Raw genomic sequence first — 15281 nt, 5'->3', positions numbered from 1 at the left:
ACGCGTCGGTAGTGTCGGTCGCCGTGCCCGCCGCCCTCGTCGTCGACGTCGACGACCCCACCGACCCGCGACTGGATGATTTCCGTGACCTCAACAGCGTCGACCGGCGGCCCGATCTGCCCAGCGGCAAGGGGCTCGTGATCGCTGAGGGCGTGCTGGTGGTGCAGCGGATGCTGGCGTCGCGGTTCCGTCCGCGGGCGCTGCTGGGCACCGACCGCCGGTTGGCCGAGCTCGGCACCGATCTCGACGGGCTCGACGCGCCGTACTACCGGGCGAGCGCGGAGGTGATGGCCGACGTGGTCGGGTTCCACCTCAACCGCGGTGTGCTGGCGTCGGCGTCGCGCGCCCCGGAGCTGGCGGTGCCCCAGGTGCTCGACGGTGCGCGCACGGTGGCGGTGCTGGAAGGGGTCAACGACCACGAGAATCTCGGCTCGATCTTCCGCAACGCCGCGGGGCTGGGAGTTGGTGCGGTGATCTTCGGCGCGGGATGTGCCGACCCGCTGTACCGCCGCGCGGTACGCGTCTCGATGGGACACGCGCTCCTTGTTCCGTTCGCGCGGGCGCAGAACTGGCCGGGTGATCTGAACATGCTGCGCGACAACGGGTTTCGTTTGGTGGCGATGACCCCGGCCGCCGGCGCGCAGCGGCTGGCCGACGCGATGGACGACCTGGTCGGCGAGAAGGTGGGCATCCTCGTCGGCGCGGAGGGGCCGGGTCTGGCCGAGCACACCATGCGCGCGTGCGATGTCCGCGCGCGCATCCCGATGTCGCGCGGAACGGACTCTCTGAACGTGGCGACAGCAGCGGCGTTGGCGTTCTACGAGCGGGATAGGCTCGCGCCGTGAAGCCCCACGAGCCGACTCCCTGGGGTACCGGGCTGACCGTCGCGGCCTTTGTCGCCGCCGTGCTCGCCGCCGCCCTCATCGTCTTGGGCATCGGGCTGATGCGGGTGAGTCCGCTGCTGGCGATCGGGTTGAATCTCGTCGCCGTGGGGGGACTGGCGCCGACGGTGTGGGGCTGGCGCAAGGCGCCGGTGTGGCGTTGGTTCGTGCTCGGCGCCGGGGTGGGCGTCGTGGCCGCCTGGGTCGGGTTGCTAGCGCTGGCCGCCGCTGGAACGTACGCCTAGCAGCACGTCCTCCCACGCGGGGACAGTCGGCCGCGCCTTCTTGGGTCGCGAGGGTTTCGCGTCGGGGGTCTCGTCGACCGTCGGTTCCGGTTCCGGTGCTCGAGCCGCCGGGGGAGCCGGCTGCGGTGCCGGTGCCGGCGCGATGGGTTCGGGGTCTCCGAGTGCGAGTTGCGCCACCGGGGCCAGCGGCCGTAGCGGCCGGGCGTAGCTCGGGTCGATCAGCTGATAGGCGGCGTCGTCGAACGCGGTCACGGTGCCGCCGTGGGCGCCCGGGGCATACCGGAAGTGCGCGACGTTGTCGGACATGCCGGCCTTCCACGCCATCTGCACCGTCCAGCGGCCGTCCTCGTTGCGCCAGGCGTCCCACTCGGTCTTCTCGGGGTCGAGCCCGCGCGCGATCAGCGCGGCGGTCACCGTCTCCAGCAGCGTCAGGACCGACGGACCGTCGGACAGCACAGGGTGGGCGGCGGTGGCCAGCTCCGCCGCACGCGAGCGCTCCAGCAGGACGGGGTGGGCGAATCGTTCCACGCGGGCGATGTCGACGCCCGCGGCCGTGGCGACCTGCTCCACCGAGGCTCCGGCGCGGATCTTGGCTTGAATCTCTCGGGGGCGCAGCATGTTCGGCACCTCGACATCGATCGTGGTCTGGTTGGAGCCGGCCCGGTCGCCACGCACGGCGGCCTTGAGCCGCTCATCGGAGCGCAACACGAACTTCTCGCCGGAGTCGTCGGTCTCGCAGATGATCCGTGTGCCGTTGACCTCGAGTCCGACGACCTTCAGTTCCCGCATGGCGACCTCCTCTCGGGCTGCGCTGAGCCCGATACGCGGTCACCCTACTGCGTTATCTCCTCGTTACCGCGGTGACACGCGGCAGTCGCTACAACCGCTCGACCACCCAGTCGACGCACGCGGTCAGCGCGCTGACGTCGTCGGGTTCCACGGCGGGGAACATGCCCACCCGCAGCTGGTTGCGGCCGAGCTTGCGGTACGGCTCGGTGTCGACGATGCCGTTCGCGCGCAGCGTCTTGGCCACGGCCGCTGCGTCGACCTCGTCGGCGAAGTCGACGGTGCCGACGACGGCGGAGCGCAGCGCCGGATCGGTGACGAACGGGGTGGCGAAGGACGACGCCTCGGCCCAGGAGTAGAGCCGCGACGACGAGTCCGCGGTGCGCTTGGTCGCCCAGTCCAGGCCGCCGTTGCCGAGCAGCCAGTCGATCTGCTCGGCGAGCAGCACCAGCGTGCCGATCGCGGGCGTGTTGTAGGTCTGGTTCTTGACGCTGTTCTCGATCGCGATGGGCAGGGAGAGGAAGTCGGGCACCCAGCGCCCGGACGCCGCGATGGCTTCGACGCGGGCCAGTGCGGCCGGGGACATCAGCGCGATCCACAGGCCGCCGTCGCCGGCGAAGTTCTTCTGCGGGGCGAAGTAGTAGGCGTCGGCCTCGCTGATGTCGACGGGGAGTCCGCCGGCAGCCGAGGTGGCGTCGATGACGATCAGCGCGTCACCCGAGCCCTCCGGGCGCTGCACTCCGACGGCGACGCCGGTGGAGGTCTCGTTGTGTGCCCAGGCGATGACGTCGACAGACGGGTCCGACGTCGGCGTGGGAGCGCTGCCGGCGTCGGCTTTCACCACCACGGGGTCCCCGACGAACGGGTTCTTGGCGACCGCCGAGGCGAACTTCGCGCTGAACTCGCCGTAGGTCAGATGCAGTGACCGTGTGTCGACCAGCCCGAACGCCGCGGCGTCCCAGAACGCGGTGGAGCCGCCGTTGCCCAGGACCACCTCGTATCCCTCGGGTAGTGAGAACAGCTGGCGCAGGCCGTCGCGGACCCGGCCGACCAGGTTCTTCACCGGCGCCTGCCGATGCGAGGTGCCGAACAGGTGTCCGGCCTCGGCGAGCGCGGTCAGCTGTTCGGGACGCACCTTGGACGGTCCGCAGCCGAAGCGGCCGTCGCGGGGCTTGAGGTCGTCGGGAATTGTGAGGTCCGCAGCCATGGGGCAAGCGTAGAACCGGCGGGGTGTAGGTCTCGAATCCGGTGGGAATCCGGGTGGACGCGGACCTGCGGTAGTGATCTGGGTCACGTGTGACCGGGATAACGCGCCCAGCGCACATTCAGGAAATTGCCCTGTTCAATTCCTGGGACCGTGGGTACTGTGCTTGGACAACGGGTACTTGAATGTAAACCTCACGCGAGGGAATGGAGGCTCCCGATGGCGGTCAAAGAAGCACGCACGAAGATCATCCGGCGTTGGCGCAAGAACATGGACGTCTTCGACGACGCCGAATACGTCGACACGTTGAAGACGCTGTCCGAGGGGTCGGTGCGGCGCAACTTCAACCCCTACACCGACATCGACTGGGATTCGCCGGAGTTCACGGTCACCCCGAACGACGAGCGGTGGATCCTGCCGGCGACCGATCCCATCGGTAAGCACGAGTGGTACCGATCGCAGCCCAAGGAGCGGCAGATCGAGATCGGCATGTGGCGGCAGGCCAATGTCGCCAAGGTCGGTCTGCACTTCGAATCGATCCTGATCCGCGGGCTGATGGAGTACGCGTTCTGGACCCCCAACGGCTCGCCCGAGTACCGGTACTGCCTGCACGAGGCGGTCGAGGAGTGCAACCACACCCTGATGTTCCAGGAGATGGTGAACCGCATCGGCGCCGACGTGCCGGGTATGCCGAAACTGCTCAAGTGGGTGCAACCCGCGATCCCGCTGGTCGCCGGTCCACTGCCGATCCCGTTCTGGTTCGGCATCCTCGCCGGTGAGGAACCGATCGACCACACCCAGAAGAACGTGCTGCGCGAGGGCAAGGCCCTGCATCCGATCATGGAGCGCGTCATGGCGATTCACGTCGCCGAGGAGGCCCGGCACATCTCGTTCGCCCATGAGTATCTGCGCAAGCGCGTGCCGGAATTGCCGCGCCGCAAGCGGTTCTGGCTCTCGCTGTACGTCCCGGTCGTGATGCGTGTGCTGTGTTCGGCGATCATCGTCCCGCCGAAGGCGTTCTGGCAGGAATTCGACATCCCGCGGTCGGTGCGCAAGGACATCTTCTTCAAGTCCCCGGAGTCGCGGCAGATGCTGCGCGACATGTTCGGTGACGTGCGGATGCTCGCCCACGACACCGGGCTGATGAACCCGTTCGCGAAGTTGATGTGGCGGATCTGCCGGATCGGCGGGAAGCCCAGCCGGTACCGCAGCGAGCCGCAGCGCGAACACCTGGCCGCGGTCGCCTAGCGTCACCAGGACGTTCCCATGCCTCACGTCATCACCCAGTCGTGTTGCAGCGACGGGTCCTGCGTCTTCGCGTGTCCGGTCAACTGCATCCATCCGTCGCCGGACGAGCCGGGCTTCGCCACCGCCGAGATGCTGCACATCGACCCGGTCGCCTGCGTCGATTGCGGAGCCTGCGTCTCGGCATGCCCCGTCGGGGCGATCGCGCCGGACAGCAAGCTCACCGCTGAGCAGTTGCCGTTCGTCGAGATCAACGCGGGGTTCTACCCGAAGCGCGAAGGCAAGCTGCCGCCGACGTCGAAGCTGGCTCCGGTGCCGGAAGCGCCGCAGGTGCACGCCCGTGGCAGGGGACCGTTGCGGGTGGCGATCGTCGGTTCCGGCCCGGCGGCCATGTACGCCGCCGACGAGCTGCTGACCCAATCCGGGGTGCAGGTCAACGTGTTCGAGAAGCTGCCCACCCCGTTCGGGTTGGCGCGCGCCGGGGTGGCCCCCGACCATCAGGCGACCAAGCGGGTCACGGCTCTGTTCGACACGATCGCGGCCCGTCGAGACTTCCGGTTCTACCTCAACGTCGAGGTGGGATCGGATCTCACGCATGACGAGTTGCTCGAGCACCATCACGCGGTGCTCTACGCCGTCGGCGCGCCCACCGACAAGCGCCTCGACGTGGAGGGCATGAGTCTGTCGGGTGCGGGCACCGCCACCGAGTTCGTCGCCTGGTACAACGGCCATCCCGACTTCGCCGATCTCGCCGTCGATCTGAGCGGGGAGCGGGTGATCGTCGTCGGCAACGGCAATGTCGCGCTCGACGTGGCGCGCGTCCTGACCACCGATCCGGATGCGTTGGCACGCACCGACATCGCCGATTACGCGCTCGAGGCCCTGCGTGCGTCGAAGGTTCGCGAGGTGGTGATCGCCGCGCGGCGCGGTCCGGCCGCCTCGGCGTTCACGCTGCCCGAACTGATCGGGCTCACGGCCCGCTGCGACGTCGTCCTCGACCCCGCGGATCACCAGCGGGTCCGGGAGGATCTCGCCGAGGTGACCGACGATCTGACCCGGCGCAAACTCGAGATCCTGAGCAAGCTGGGGGACAGCACCGCGCCGATTTCCCGTCCGCGGATCCGGCTCGCCTACCGCCTCACACCGGCGCGGGTGCTGGGGTCGGAGCGAGTCACCGGGATGGAGTTCCAGATCACCGGCACGGACGACACCGTCACGCTCGAGTCGGGTGCCGTGCTGACCTCCATCGGCTATCGCGGCATGCCGATAAGCGGTCTGCCGTTCGACGAGACCGCCGGCGTCGTCCCCAACGACGGTGGCCGCGTTCTCGACGGTGACGACCCGATGCGCGGCAGCTACGTGGCGGGCTGGATCAAACGCGGCCCCACGGGCTTCATCGGCACGAACAAGTCCTGTGCGGCCGAGACCGTGCACACGCTGGTCGCCGACTACAACGCAGGACTGTTGGCCGAACCGCGCGAGCGCGCCTCGGCGCTGGACCGCTTCGTGCGCGGCAGGCAGCCCGAGGTCGTCGACGCTGCGGGATGGAAGGCGATCGACGCCGCGGAAGTGGCCCGCGGTCAGGGCGAGCGTCCGCGGGTGAAGTTCACGACGGTCGACGAGATGCTGCGCGTCGCGGCGAGTGCGCCCGCCGAACCCATGCACCGTCGGCTGCTGGCGGGCCTGCTGCGCTAACTGTTCCAGTAGGTAAGCACGTTGATGAACGCCGTGGGTTGCACCGACAGCGCACCGACGTACGGATGCTCCAACGCGAAGATCAGGTACATCACGAAGGCGAGCAACGATGCGGTCAACCCGATCGCCAGTCCGTGGACCAGCAGGTCACGCGTGCCGAACAGGTAGGTGAACGCCATCAGCACGGCGCCGCCACCGATGAGCAGCACCCACAGTTCGGCCGGCACCGAAGCCTCGCCCGTGGACACCCGCAACTTCCGGTTGGCGCTCAGGTCGTTCAGCCGCACGATCGCATGATCGAAGAACGCGATCTCGTTGCGCGTTTCCGGCTGCACCTTCAGATACGAGTTCCACACGGTGTCCAGCGCCTCGGACTGCTCGGAGATGGCCTCGCCGCGGCGCATCCTCGGGAACTCGTTGTCGATCACGTCCCGCGTGTACGCGATCAGGCTGCGCTCCACCTCGTCCCGGTTCGCGGCTGGTAGCGCCGCGGAGTCGCGGAGCAGTTCGGCGACGGCCGAGGCCTCCTTACCGCTGGCGTCCTCGGCGTCGCCCATTTGTTCCCACACCACCACGACGACGAACGCGACCAGTACGGCGTAGAGCACCCCTGCGACTTGAAACACCGCACTGGACACCGGATTCGCGTTCTCCAGCCGGGTGTGCGACACCGTCTTGCGGAACAGGATCAGACCACCGACGGAGATCCCCACGATGACGACGACCCACAGAATGCCGAGAAGCACAGGGGGGAACTGGAGCAACCAGATCATCGTCGGATTATTGCTGGCCTGTCCCATCTAGCCTGGCAAACACACCAGGGGAACCTCAGGCGTCGCTGCTCATCTGCGCGGCGATCTCGGTGACGTCGACCTCCCGTACCGACTCGGCGAGCGCCCAGTGGTGGCCGAACGGATCGCGCACCACCCCGTAGCGGTCACCCCAGAACTGGTCTTCGAGAGGGTTGACGACGGTGGCGCCCGCGTCGAGCGCCCGCTGGAACCGACCGTCGACGTCGGCGCCGTGCAGGTGCAGGGTGACCGGCGTGCCGCCCAGCGCGGTGGGGGTGGCCGAGACGCCGTCGTTGTACTCGGGGAAGTCGTCGTTGAGGAACACCATCGACCCGTTGATCCGTATGCAGGCGTGCATCAGCTTCCCGTCGGGGCCGGGCAGCCGCACCATCTCCTCGGCGCCGAAGGCGCGGGCATAGAAATCCAGCGCCGCGGCGGCGTCGCCGACGACGAGGTGGGGAACGAGCATCGGGGTGTTGTCGAGGGCCTTGTCGGATGCCACGGATATCTCCTTCTCTGGTGGCCGGTTGGCTGTCCGTACTGACCGTGCCGGCGTGCAGAACTCATCGGCTCAGACGACGGAGAAGCTCGATGGCAGGGCAGCACGCCCGGTCAACGCCAGCAGCATCGCCGGGCCCTGCCCCAGATGCGCTCCGATGCGGCCGGCCAGAGCGGCAGCCTCGGCAAGCACCTCCACCGGCGGGTCCACGGTGAGCCCGACCGCGGCGGCGATGTCGAGACCGTGCACCGCGATCTCGAAGGTCCGCGTCGGCAGGTACGTGTTCAGCCGTAGGCCGAGTCCGCCGATCACCTCGATCAGCGGGTCGCCGGCGGCGTCGATCTCGCCGAGCACGCGGTCGACCAGGGTGTCGATCGTTGCGACGGGGTCCGGCCCGAGGTCACGGCCTGCCTGCCGGCCGCGCTCCACGATCGCCTCGGCGCCCACACCGGCGGCGTAGTCCTTGATGCGCACGTAGTAGTCGGCGGGTTCGGCGACGTCCTCGTGGGACGCGGTGGTGCGCAGATACGTGCTGACGGTGATCAGCGAACGCGACGTGTGCCCGACCAGGTCGCGCACCGTCCAGTCGCCGAGCCCCGGCGCATCCCATCGATCCGCGGGAATCTGCCGCACGAGGGCTGCGAAATAGCTTGCAGCGGAGGCGAAAACGGTCCGTTCGGTGGTCATGGCCGGGCCAGGGAATCCCAGCCGTCGACCGACTCGAGGCTTCGCGGCGCCGGACCGACGTAGATCGCCGACGGCCGCACCAGCTTGCCGAGACGCTTCTGTTCGAGGATGTGGGCGCACCAGCCCGCGGTGCGGCCGCAGGTGAACATCGCGGGCATCATCGCCGGCGGCACCTGCGCGAAATCGAGGATCACGGCGGCCCAGAACTCCACGTTGGTCTCGATCGCGCGGTCGGGCCTGCGTTCCCGCAGCTCGGTGAGCGCGGCCTGTTCCAGCGCGGCGGCCACGTCGTAACGCGGCGCGTCGAGTCGCTTGGCGGTGGCCCGCAGGACCCGGGCCCGGGGGTCCTCGGCCCGGTACACGCGGTGACCGAACCCCATCAGCTTCTCGTTGCGGTCCAGGATTCCGGTGATGACGGCGCGGGCGTCGCCGGTGCGTTCGGCCTCTTCGATCATCGGGATCACGCGGGCGGGTGCGCCGCCGTGCAGCGGACCGCTCATCGCCCCGACGGCGCCGGACAATGCGGCCGCCACGTCGGCACCGGTCGATGCGATGACGCGCGCGGTGAACGTCGAGGCGTTCATGCCGTGCTCGGCGGCGCTCACCCAGTAGGCGTCGATGGCCTCGATGTGGCGCGGATCCGGTTCCCCCTGCCACCGCGTCATGAATCGTGCAGTGACCGTGGGGCATTCGTCGATCAGACGCTGGGGGACGGCAGGCACCCCGATACCGCGCGCGGATTGCGCCACGTAGGACAGTCCCATCACCGACACCCGCGCCAGGTCATCGCGCGCGGTCTGGTCGTCGATGTCCAGCAGCGGCTTCAGACCCCAGATGGGTGCCAGCATCGCCAGACCGGCCTGGACGTCGACGCGGACGTCGCCGCTGTGCACCGGCAGCGGGAACGGTTCGGCGGGCGCGAGACCCGGCCCGAACCGGCCGTCGACCAGCAGGCCCCAGACGTCGCCGAAGCTCACCCGGTTCGCCACCAGATCGTCGATGTCGACACCGCGATAGCGCAGCGCGCCACCGTCCTTGTCGGGTTCGGCGATCTCGGTCTCGAACGCCACCACGCCCGCGAGCCCGGGGGCGAAATCCTTGGGAACCGCAGTCATGGGCGTGATTCTTGCACCACCCCCCGCCGCCGAAACTGCCAGTCGTACCCCGGGCGTAGCGTGATCGCGTGAGCACATCGGATCACCTCGCGCGCATGCGGGTGGAGTACGGGTCGGTCGAGAAGGACGGCAGCGCCGACCTCGAGGAGAACTGGCTCGACCAGGGCTGGCTCGCGCTGCTGACCAGCTGGTTGGCCGACGCCGAGCAGGCCGGGGTCGTCGAACCGAACGCGATGGTCGTCGGCACGGTCGACGCGGCGGGAAGACCCGTCACCCGCACCGTGTTGTGCAAGAGCGTGACCGCATCGGGCCTCACCTTCTACACGAATTACGAGTCGGCCAAGGGTGGCCAGCTGGCGGCCGTGCCGTATGCCTCGGCGACGTTCCCCTGGTACTCGCTCAGCAGGCAGGTACACGTCCGCGGGCCGGTGACCAAGGTGTCGGCCGCCGAGACCGCCGCCTACTGGGCGGAACGCCCGCGGGGCTCCCAGCTGGGGGCGTGGGCCTCGGCGCAGAGCAGCCCGATCGCCTCGCGCGATGCGCTGCGCCGCCAGCTCGCCGAGGTCACCGAACGGTTCGCCGACACCGAGACGGTGCCCGTCCCGCCGCACTGGGGTGGCTATGTCATCGCGCCCGAGGAGATCGAGTTCTGGCAGGGCCGGGAGAACCGTCTGCACAACAGGATTCGCGTGCGCGAGGGTCGCGTCGAACGCCTCCAACCGTAGTGGGGCGGCTCTTCGCCGACACGACGCCGCTGCAGACCCCGGACTTCCGGCGGCTCTGGTCTGCCGGCATCGTCACGGTGGTCGGTGCCAACCTGACGATCTTCGCGGTCCCGGTCCAGCTGTACGCGCTGACCCAGAATTCGCTCTACGTCGGTCTGGCCGGACTGTTCGCGCTCGTGCCGCTCGTCGTGTTCGGGCTGTGGGGAGGCGCCTGGGCTGATGCGATGGATCGCCGGAAGCTGCTGATCATCACCTCCACCGGGCTGACGGTCTCCTCCGCGCTGCTGTGGCTGCAGGCGGCGCTGGCGATCAACAGCGTCTGGGTCGTGCTGAGCCTGCTGTCGGTGCAGCAGGCGTTCTTCGCGGTGAACTCGCCGACCCGTTCGGCGGCGATCCCGCGGATGCTGCCCATCGGTCAGTTGCCCGCGGCCAACGCGCTGAACATGACGGTCATGCAGTTCGGCGCGATCGCCGGCCCGCTGCTGGCGGGTGTACTCCTGCACTGGGTCGACCTGTCGGCGCTCTACCTCATCGACACGCTGACCTGTCTCGCCGCGGTGTGGGCGACGGTCCGGCTGACCCCGATGCCGCCGTCGCTGACCGGAGAGGGCGCGCCGGGCTACGGTCTGGGCGCAGTGCTCGACGGCTTCCGCTACCTCGCCGGCAACCGCGTCGTGCTGATGTCGTTCGTGGTCGATCTGATCGCGATGATCTTCGGTATGCCGCGGGCATTGTTCCCGCAGATGGCCCACGAGAGCTTCGGTGGTCCGGTGACGGGCGGCACGACGATGGCGCTGCTGGCGGCCGCGATGTCGGCGGGCGCGGTGGCAGGCGGCATCTTCTCCGGCTGGCTGCCCCGTATCCGCCGGCAGGGGCTTGCGGTGGTCGGCGCGATCGTGGCCTGGGGTCTGGCGATGGTGGGCTTCGGCCTGGCGGCCGGGGCGGCCAACGGGGCTGCGGGGGTGATGCTGTGGATTGCGTTGGGATGCTTGGCTTTCGGTGGTGCGGCCGACATGGTGTCCGCGGCGTTCCGGTCGACGATCCTGCAGGAGGCGGCGTCGGACGAGCTGCGCGGGCGCCTGCAGGGCGTCTTCACCGTCGTGGTCGCCGGCGGGCCCCGGCTGGCTGACGCCGCCCACGGGGCGGTGGCCGCCGCTGTCGGCACGACCGTCGCCGCGGCGGGAGGCGGCGTGCTCGTGGTGATCGGGGTGGTGCTCGCGGCGCTCGCGGTACCGGCGTTCATCCGCTATCGGGTACCCGGGGTCCGGTGATCGAGCGGTCGGCGAATCTGCAGTTCAATCCCCCCTCGCGACGCCTCCGGGCCGATTAGCATCCCTTTTCGTGGGTGATGTCAGGGGGGAGCCCGTGCTCGGGCTTCGCGAGCGCAAGAAGCGCCGTACCCGCGCCACGCTGATGGACGCCGCGATCGCGCTGTGCGATCGGCAGGGATTCGACGGGACGACGGTCGATCAGATCGCTGCGAGCGCTGACGTCTCGCCGCGCACCTTCAGCCGGTACTTCGCCACCAAGGATGCGATCGCGCTCGCCCTGATCGACGAAGTGCTCGACCGGGTGGCCGCCGAGCTGCTCACCCAGCCACCGGAGATCAGTCACTTCGAGGCGCTCCGCCGGTCCTACATCGGGATGGCGCAGAGCACCAAGCTGGCGCCTGCGGGTGCCCTGACGTCGTACCGGTTCATGCAGATCCTGCGGATCACCTCGTCGTCGTCGACGCTGCAGCAGGCCGTCGTGGAGTTCCGTGCCAGCCCGGTGGACGTGGCGATCGCCGACCGCGTGGGGGTGCCGGTCGACGACCGGCGGGTCAGGTTGATAGCGGCCGTGTTCGGCGGCGTGTTGATGACCGCGCTGCAGGAGGTCATGGGCCAGACGTCGAGGCTGGTCAATGTCGACGTGGACGCGTGTGTCGCCGCGTTCGAGTCGGTCTACGCGGACTTCATGGTCGAGTTTGCGGGGGTCGGGCAACCCGTGTGATCCCGACGTGACCCGGCCTCGGCGACCCCCGCGGGCGTGCCCGTCGGAATGGGACTACCTTCTGTAGTCAGACTTGCAGTAAGACCTCCCCGAGCCCGTGAGAACCGACCCGAAGGGATCCCAGTGGCCGATAACGCCGAAACCGGGAAAGAGCACGCCACCCTGTCCTACCCCGGCGGGGAGTTGGAACTCGACATCGTCAAAGCGACCGAGGGTGCTGACGGCATCGCGCTCGGGTCTCTGCTGGCCAAGACCGGCTACACCACCTTCGACGGCGGTTTCGTCAACACGTCGTCGACCAAGAGTGCGATCACCTACATCGACGGGGATGCCGGCATCCTGCGCTACCGCGGGTATCCGATCGAGCAGCTCGCCGAGAAGTCCAGCTTCATCGAGGTCAGCTACCTGCTGCTCTACGGCGAACTGCCCACCGCCGATCAGCTGGAGAAGTTCACCACCCAGATCCAGCGGCACACCCTGCTGCACGAGGACCTCAAGCGGTTCTTCGACGGCTTCCCCCGTGATGCGCACCCGATGCCGGTGCTCTCCAGCGCGGTGAACGCGCTGAGCGCCTACTACCCGGATTCGCTGGACCCGTTCAACCCGCAGCAGGTGGAGCTCTCGACCATCCGGCTGCTGGCCAAGCTGCCCACGATCGCGGCGTATGCCTACAAGAAGTCCGAGGGCCAGCCGTTCCTGTATCCGGACAACTCGCTGACGCTGGTGGAGAACTTCCTGCGGATGACGTTCGGGTTCCCCGCCGAGCCCTACGAGGTCGACCCCGAGCTCGTGCGCGCACTCGACATGTTGTTCATCCTGCACGCCGACCACGAGCAGAATTGCTCGACGTCGACGGTGCGTCTGGTCGGTTCCTCGCAGGCCAACCTGTTCACGTCGATCTCCGGCGGCATCAACGCGCTGTGGGGCCCGCTGCACGGCGGCGCCAACCAGGCCGTGCTGGAGATGCTCGAGAAGATCCGCAAGGGTGACGACGACGTCGCGACGTTCGTCAAGAAGGTCAAGAACCGCGAGGACGGCGTCAAGCTGATGGGCTTCGGCCATCGCGTGTACAAGAACTACGACCCGCGGGCGCGAATCGTCAAGGAGCAGGCCGACAAGATCCTGGGCAAGATCGGCGTGCAGGACGAGCTGCTCGACATCGCCAAGGAGCTCGAGGAGATCGCGCTGACCGACGACTTCTTCGTCGAGCGCAAGCTCTACCCGAACGTCGACTACTACACCGGCGTGATCTATCGGGCCATGGGCTTCCCGACGCGGATGTTCACGGTGCTCTTCGCGCTGGGCCGGCTCCCGGGGTGGATTGCGCACTGGCGGGAGATGCACGGCGAGCCCAACAAGATCGGCCGGCCGCGGCAGATCTACACCGGCTACACCGAGCGCGACTACACCGACCTCGGCGCCCGCTAGCGTTTCCCTTTTCGCCCAAACCGACGTTCGGGCGCCAAAAGGCGAGTGATCTTCGCCATTATGTCGAATTCGTCACGGGATTTGGCTTGCTCACCCGAAGGTTGTAGTTTCACAATAGTTGTGTGAATGAAACTGTCGGCACGCTGACGCAGCGGCGCAAGATGATCGTCCTGGTGTCCTGCTGCCTGAGCCTGCTGATCGTGTCGATGGACGCCACGATCGTCAACGTCGCTATTCCGTCGATCCGCACCGATCTCTCGGCGTCACCGTCGCAGATGCAGTGGGTGCTCGACATCTACACGCTGGTCCTGGCCTCGCTGTTGATGCTCTCCGGTGCCACCGGTGACCGGTTCGGCCGCAGGCGCGTGTTCCAGATCGGTTTGGGCCTGTTCGCGCTGGGCTCGCTGGCCTGCAGCCTCGCGCCCAGCATCGACGCGCTGATCGGTGCCCGCTTCCTGCAGGGAATAGGCGGCTCGATGATGAATCCAGTTGCGCTGTCCATCATTTCGCAGATCTTCGTCAAACCCCAAGAGCGGGCCCGGGCGCTCGGCATCTGGGGTGGGGTGACCGGCATCTCGATGGCAGCCGGGCCCATCGTCGGCGGCCTGCTCATCGAGACGATCGGCTGGCGCTCGGTGTTCTGGATCAACCTGCCGATCTGCGCCGGTGCCCTGATCCTCACGGCCGTCTTCGTTCCCGAGACCAAGTCGGCGACCATGCGCAGCGTCGATCCGGTCGGGCAGCTGTTGGCCGTCATCACACTGTTCGGCGTGGTCTACACCCTCATCGAAGGTCCGGTGCTGGGCTGGTCGCATCCCCGGGTCGTCGGCACCGCCGTCGCCGCTGCGGTGGCACTGGCCGCGTTCCTGCGTTACGAATCACGGCGCCACGACCCCTTCTTGGATCTGCGTTTCTTCCGCAGCATCCCGTTCAGTTCGGCCACCATCTCTGCGGTCAGCGCCTTCTCCGCCTGGGGTGCGTTCCTGTTCATGATGTCGCTCTACCTGCAGGGCGAGCGCGGCTACTCGGCGATGCACACCGGCCTGATCTACCTGCCCATCGCGATCGGTGCCCTGATCTTCTCTCCGCTGTCGGGTCGCCTGGTCGGCCGGTTCGGCGCGCGCCCCTCGCTGGTGATCGCCGGGACAATGATCGCGGTGGCCGCGACGATGCTGACCTTCCTGACGGGCTCCACCCCGGTGTGGTGGCTGGTCATCGTGTTCGCCGTCTTCGGCATCGGGTTCGCCATGGTCAACGCCCCGATCACGAACGCGGCGGTCAGCGGAATGCCGTTGGATCGCGCCGGAGCCGCGTCGGCGGTCACGTCGACGAGCCGGCAGGTCGGCGTCAGTGTCGGTGTGGCGCTGTGCGGTTCGGTCGCCGGCTCGGCGATCACGATGGGCGGCGCCGATTTCGCGACGGCCGCCCGACCGTTGTGGTTCGTCTGCGTCGCGCTGGGGTTGGTGATCCTGGCGCTCGGAGTGTTCTCCACCTCGCAACGCGCGCAGCGGTCCGCCGACCGGTTGGCGCCGCTGATTGCCGGAACGCCGACGCCGGTGGGTGCTCATGTCCGGTGAGTCGATGGCCGACGCGGTGTGGCGCGACATGTCCGCCCTCGTCATGGACAACCTCGACGGATGGAAGCGTCTCGTGGTGGACCGCTCGGGGCTGCCGTTCAGCCGGGTACGCATCCTGATGCGTCTGCGCCGGGCTCCGATGACGGTGAAGGACATCGCCGCGGCAGCGACCATCGACGCACCCGCCGCGACGGTCGCGATCAACGACCTGGAGGAGCGTGGACTCGTGGTCCGCGAGGTCAACCCGCAGAACAGGCGCTGCAAGGTGGTGTCGCTGACCGATGCGGGGCGCGAGCTGGTGCGCACCATCGACGACGTCCGTGACCCGGCACCGCCGATGCTGACCGATCTCGGCGCCGACGATCTGGCGACACTGCGGTCGCTGTTGGACAAGCTCGCGGGCCGCTGAGG

General features: G+C 68.4%; 16 protein-coding genes. 10 read left to right on the top strand and 6 right to left on the bottom strand.

Annotated features, from left to right (window positions below):
* Positions 1-23: 23 nt before the first annotated feature.
* Positions 24-845, top strand: a complete 822-nt coding sequence (locus MHN84_RS04175; protein WP_241203366.1) for an RNA methyltransferase — start codon at positions 24-26, stop codon at positions 843-845.
* Positions 842-1126 carry a DUF2537 domain-containing protein gene (locus MHN84_RS04170; protein WP_241203365.1) on the top strand — a complete coding sequence of 95 codons (285 nt, stop codon included), beginning with the start codon at positions 842-844 and terminating at the stop codon, positions 1124-1126. Before MHN84_RS04175 ends, MHN84_RS04170 begins: the two co-directional genes overlap by 4 nt.
* On the opposite strand, the gene sepH is transcribed toward MHN84_RS04170, so the two are convergent.
* Both sepH and serC read right to left on the bottom strand, forming a co-directional pair.
* Complete coding sequence (gene sepH, locus MHN84_RS04165; protein WP_241203364.1) at positions 1094-1915, bottom strand: septation protein SepH; 822 nt, start codon at positions 1913-1915, stop codon at positions 1094-1096. The two genes, MHN84_RS04170 and sepH, sit on opposite strands and share 33 nt — an antisense overlap.
* An 88-nt stretch (positions 1916-2003) precedes the next feature.
* Positions 2004-3119, bottom strand: coding sequence for a phosphoserine transaminase (serC, locus tag MHN84_RS04160; protein ID WP_241203363.1), 1116 nt, complete (start codon positions 3117-3119; stop codon positions 2004-2006).
* Positions 3120-3335: 216 nt separating this feature from the next.
* Here serC and MHN84_RS04155 point away from each other — a divergent pair, with 216 nt between their 5' ends.
* Together MHN84_RS04155 and MHN84_RS04150 are read left to right on the top strand one after the other, a co-directional pair.
* Positions 3336-4364 carry a diiron oxygenase gene (locus tag MHN84_RS04155; protein ID WP_241203362.1) on the top strand — a complete coding sequence of 343 codons (1029 nt, stop codon included), beginning with the start codon at positions 3336-3338 and terminating at the stop codon, positions 4362-4364.
* 18 nt (positions 4365-4382) lie between these two features.
* Complete coding sequence (locus MHN84_RS04150) at positions 4383-6056, top strand: 4Fe-4S binding protein (RefSeq protein WP_241203361.1); 1674 nt, start codon at positions 4383-4385, stop codon at positions 6054-6056.
* Here MHN84_RS04150 and MHN84_RS04145 read toward each other — a convergent pair.
* From MHN84_RS04145 to MHN84_RS04130, 4 genes are all read right to left on the bottom strand, one after another.
* Positions 6053-6829, bottom strand: a complete 777-nt coding sequence (locus tag MHN84_RS04145; protein ID WP_241203360.1) for a DUF4239 domain-containing protein — start codon at positions 6827-6829, stop codon at positions 6053-6055. The two genes, MHN84_RS04150 and MHN84_RS04145, sit on opposite strands and share 4 nt — an antisense overlap.
* Positions 6830-6884: 55 nt before the next feature.
* Positions 6885-7316, bottom strand: a complete 432-nt coding sequence (locus tag MHN84_RS04140) for a VOC family protein (protein ID WP_241203549.1) — start codon at positions 7314-7316, stop codon at positions 6885-6887.
* Between the two features lie 102 nt (positions 7317-7418).
* Positions 7419-8033 carry a maleylpyruvate isomerase family mycothiol-dependent enzyme gene (locus MHN84_RS04135; RefSeq protein WP_241203359.1) on the bottom strand — a complete coding sequence of 205 codons (615 nt, stop codon included), beginning with the start codon at positions 8031-8033 and terminating at the stop codon, positions 7419-7421.
* Positions 8030-9148, bottom strand: coding sequence for a citrate synthase 2 (locus tag MHN84_RS04130; protein WP_241203358.1), 1119 nt, complete (start codon positions 9146-9148; stop codon positions 8030-8032). Before MHN84_RS04130 ends, MHN84_RS04135 begins: the two co-directional genes overlap by 4 nt.
* Before the next feature lie 95 nt (positions 9149-9243).
* On the opposite strand from MHN84_RS04130, the gene pdxH reads away from it, so the two are divergent.
* From pdxH to MHN84_RS04100, 6 genes are all read left to right on the top strand, one after another.
* Positions 9244-9873: a pyridoxamine 5'-phosphate oxidase gene (gene pdxH, locus MHN84_RS04125; RefSeq protein ID WP_241203548.1), complete on the top strand. Its 630-nt coding sequence runs from the start codon at positions 9244-9246 to the stop codon at positions 9871-9873.
* Positions 9873-11144 carry an MFS transporter gene (locus tag MHN84_RS04120; protein WP_241203357.1) on the top strand — a complete coding sequence of 424 codons (1272 nt, stop codon included), beginning with the start codon at positions 9873-9875 and terminating at the stop codon, positions 11142-11144. Before pdxH ends, MHN84_RS04120 begins: the two co-directional genes overlap by 1 nt.
* Positions 11145-11214: 70 nt before the next feature.
* On the top strand, positions 11215-11865 hold the full coding sequence (locus tag MHN84_RS04115; protein ID WP_241203356.1) for a TetR family transcriptional regulator: 651 nt from the start codon (positions 11215-11217) through the stop codon (positions 11863-11865).
* A 123-nt stretch (positions 11866-11988) separates the two neighbouring features.
* Positions 11989-13293 carry a citrate synthase gene (locus MHN84_RS04110; RefSeq protein WP_241203355.1) on the top strand — a complete coding sequence of 435 codons (1305 nt, stop codon included), beginning with the start codon at positions 11989-11991 and terminating at the stop codon, positions 13291-13293.
* A gap of 143 nt (positions 13294-13436) precedes the next feature.
* Positions 13437-14870: an MFS transporter gene (locus MHN84_RS04105; RefSeq protein WP_241203547.1), complete on the top strand. Its 1434-nt coding sequence runs from the start codon at positions 13437-13439 to the stop codon at positions 14868-14870.
* Complete coding sequence (locus MHN84_RS04100) at positions 14860-15279, top strand: MarR family winged helix-turn-helix transcriptional regulator (protein WP_241203354.1); 420 nt, start codon at positions 14860-14862, stop codon at positions 15277-15279. The genes MHN84_RS04105 and MHN84_RS04100 overlap by 11 nt, the downstream gene beginning before the upstream one ends.
* Positions 15280-15281 lie beyond the last annotated feature (2 nt).

Source organism: Mycobacterium sp. PSTR-4-N (assembly GCF_022348085.1).
In the GTDB taxonomy this organism is placed as follows: domain Bacteria; phylum Actinomycetota; class Actinomycetes; order Mycobacteriales; family Mycobacteriaceae; genus Mycobacterium.
The sequence above is the reverse complement of the archived record's forward strand: the minus strand, read 5'-3'. Positions and strand labels throughout refer to the sequence as shown.

What these genes read in the sequence shown, in the direction of transcription:
- sepH (WP_241203364.1), bottom strand. Translation starts at nt 1,915, where the DNA reads ATGCGGGAACTGAAGGTCGTCGGACTCGAGGTCAACGGCACACGGATC.
- serC (WP_241203363.1), bottom strand. Translation starts at nt 3,119, where the DNA reads ATGGCTGCGGACCTCACAATTCCCGACGACCTCAAGCCCCGCGACGGC.
- MHN84_RS04155 (WP_241203362.1), top strand. Translation starts at nt 3,336, where the DNA reads ATGGCGGTCAAAGAAGCACGCACGAAGATCATCCGGCGTTGGCGCAAG.
- MHN84_RS04150 (WP_241203361.1), top strand. Translation starts at nt 4,383, where the DNA reads ATGCCTCACGTCATCACCCAGTCGTGTTGCAGCGACGGGTCCTGCGTC.
- MHN84_RS04145 (WP_241203360.1), bottom strand. Translation starts at nt 6,829, where the DNA reads ATGATCTGGTTGCTCCAGTTCCCCCCTGTGCTTCTCGGCATTCTGTGG.
- MHN84_RS04140 (WP_241203549.1), bottom strand. Translation starts at nt 7,316, where the DNA reads ATGCTCGTTCCCCACCTCGTCGTCGGCGACGCCGCCGCGGCGCTGGAT.
- MHN84_RS04135 (WP_241203359.1), bottom strand. Translation starts at nt 8,033, where the DNA reads ATGACCACCGAACGGACCGTTTTCGCCTCCGCTGCAAGCTATTTCGCA.
- MHN84_RS04130 (WP_241203358.1), bottom strand. Translation starts at nt 9,148, where the DNA reads ATGACTGCGGTTCCCAAGGATTTCGCCCCCGGGCTCGCGGGCGTGGTG.
- pdxH (WP_241203548.1), top strand. Translation starts at nt 9,244, where the DNA reads ATGCGGGTGGAGTACGGGTCGGTCGAGAAGGACGGCAGCGCCGACCTC.
- MHN84_RS04100 (WP_241203354.1), top strand. Translation starts at nt 14,860, where the DNA reads ATGTCCGGTGAGTCGATGGCCGACGCGGTGTGGCGCGACATGTCCGCC.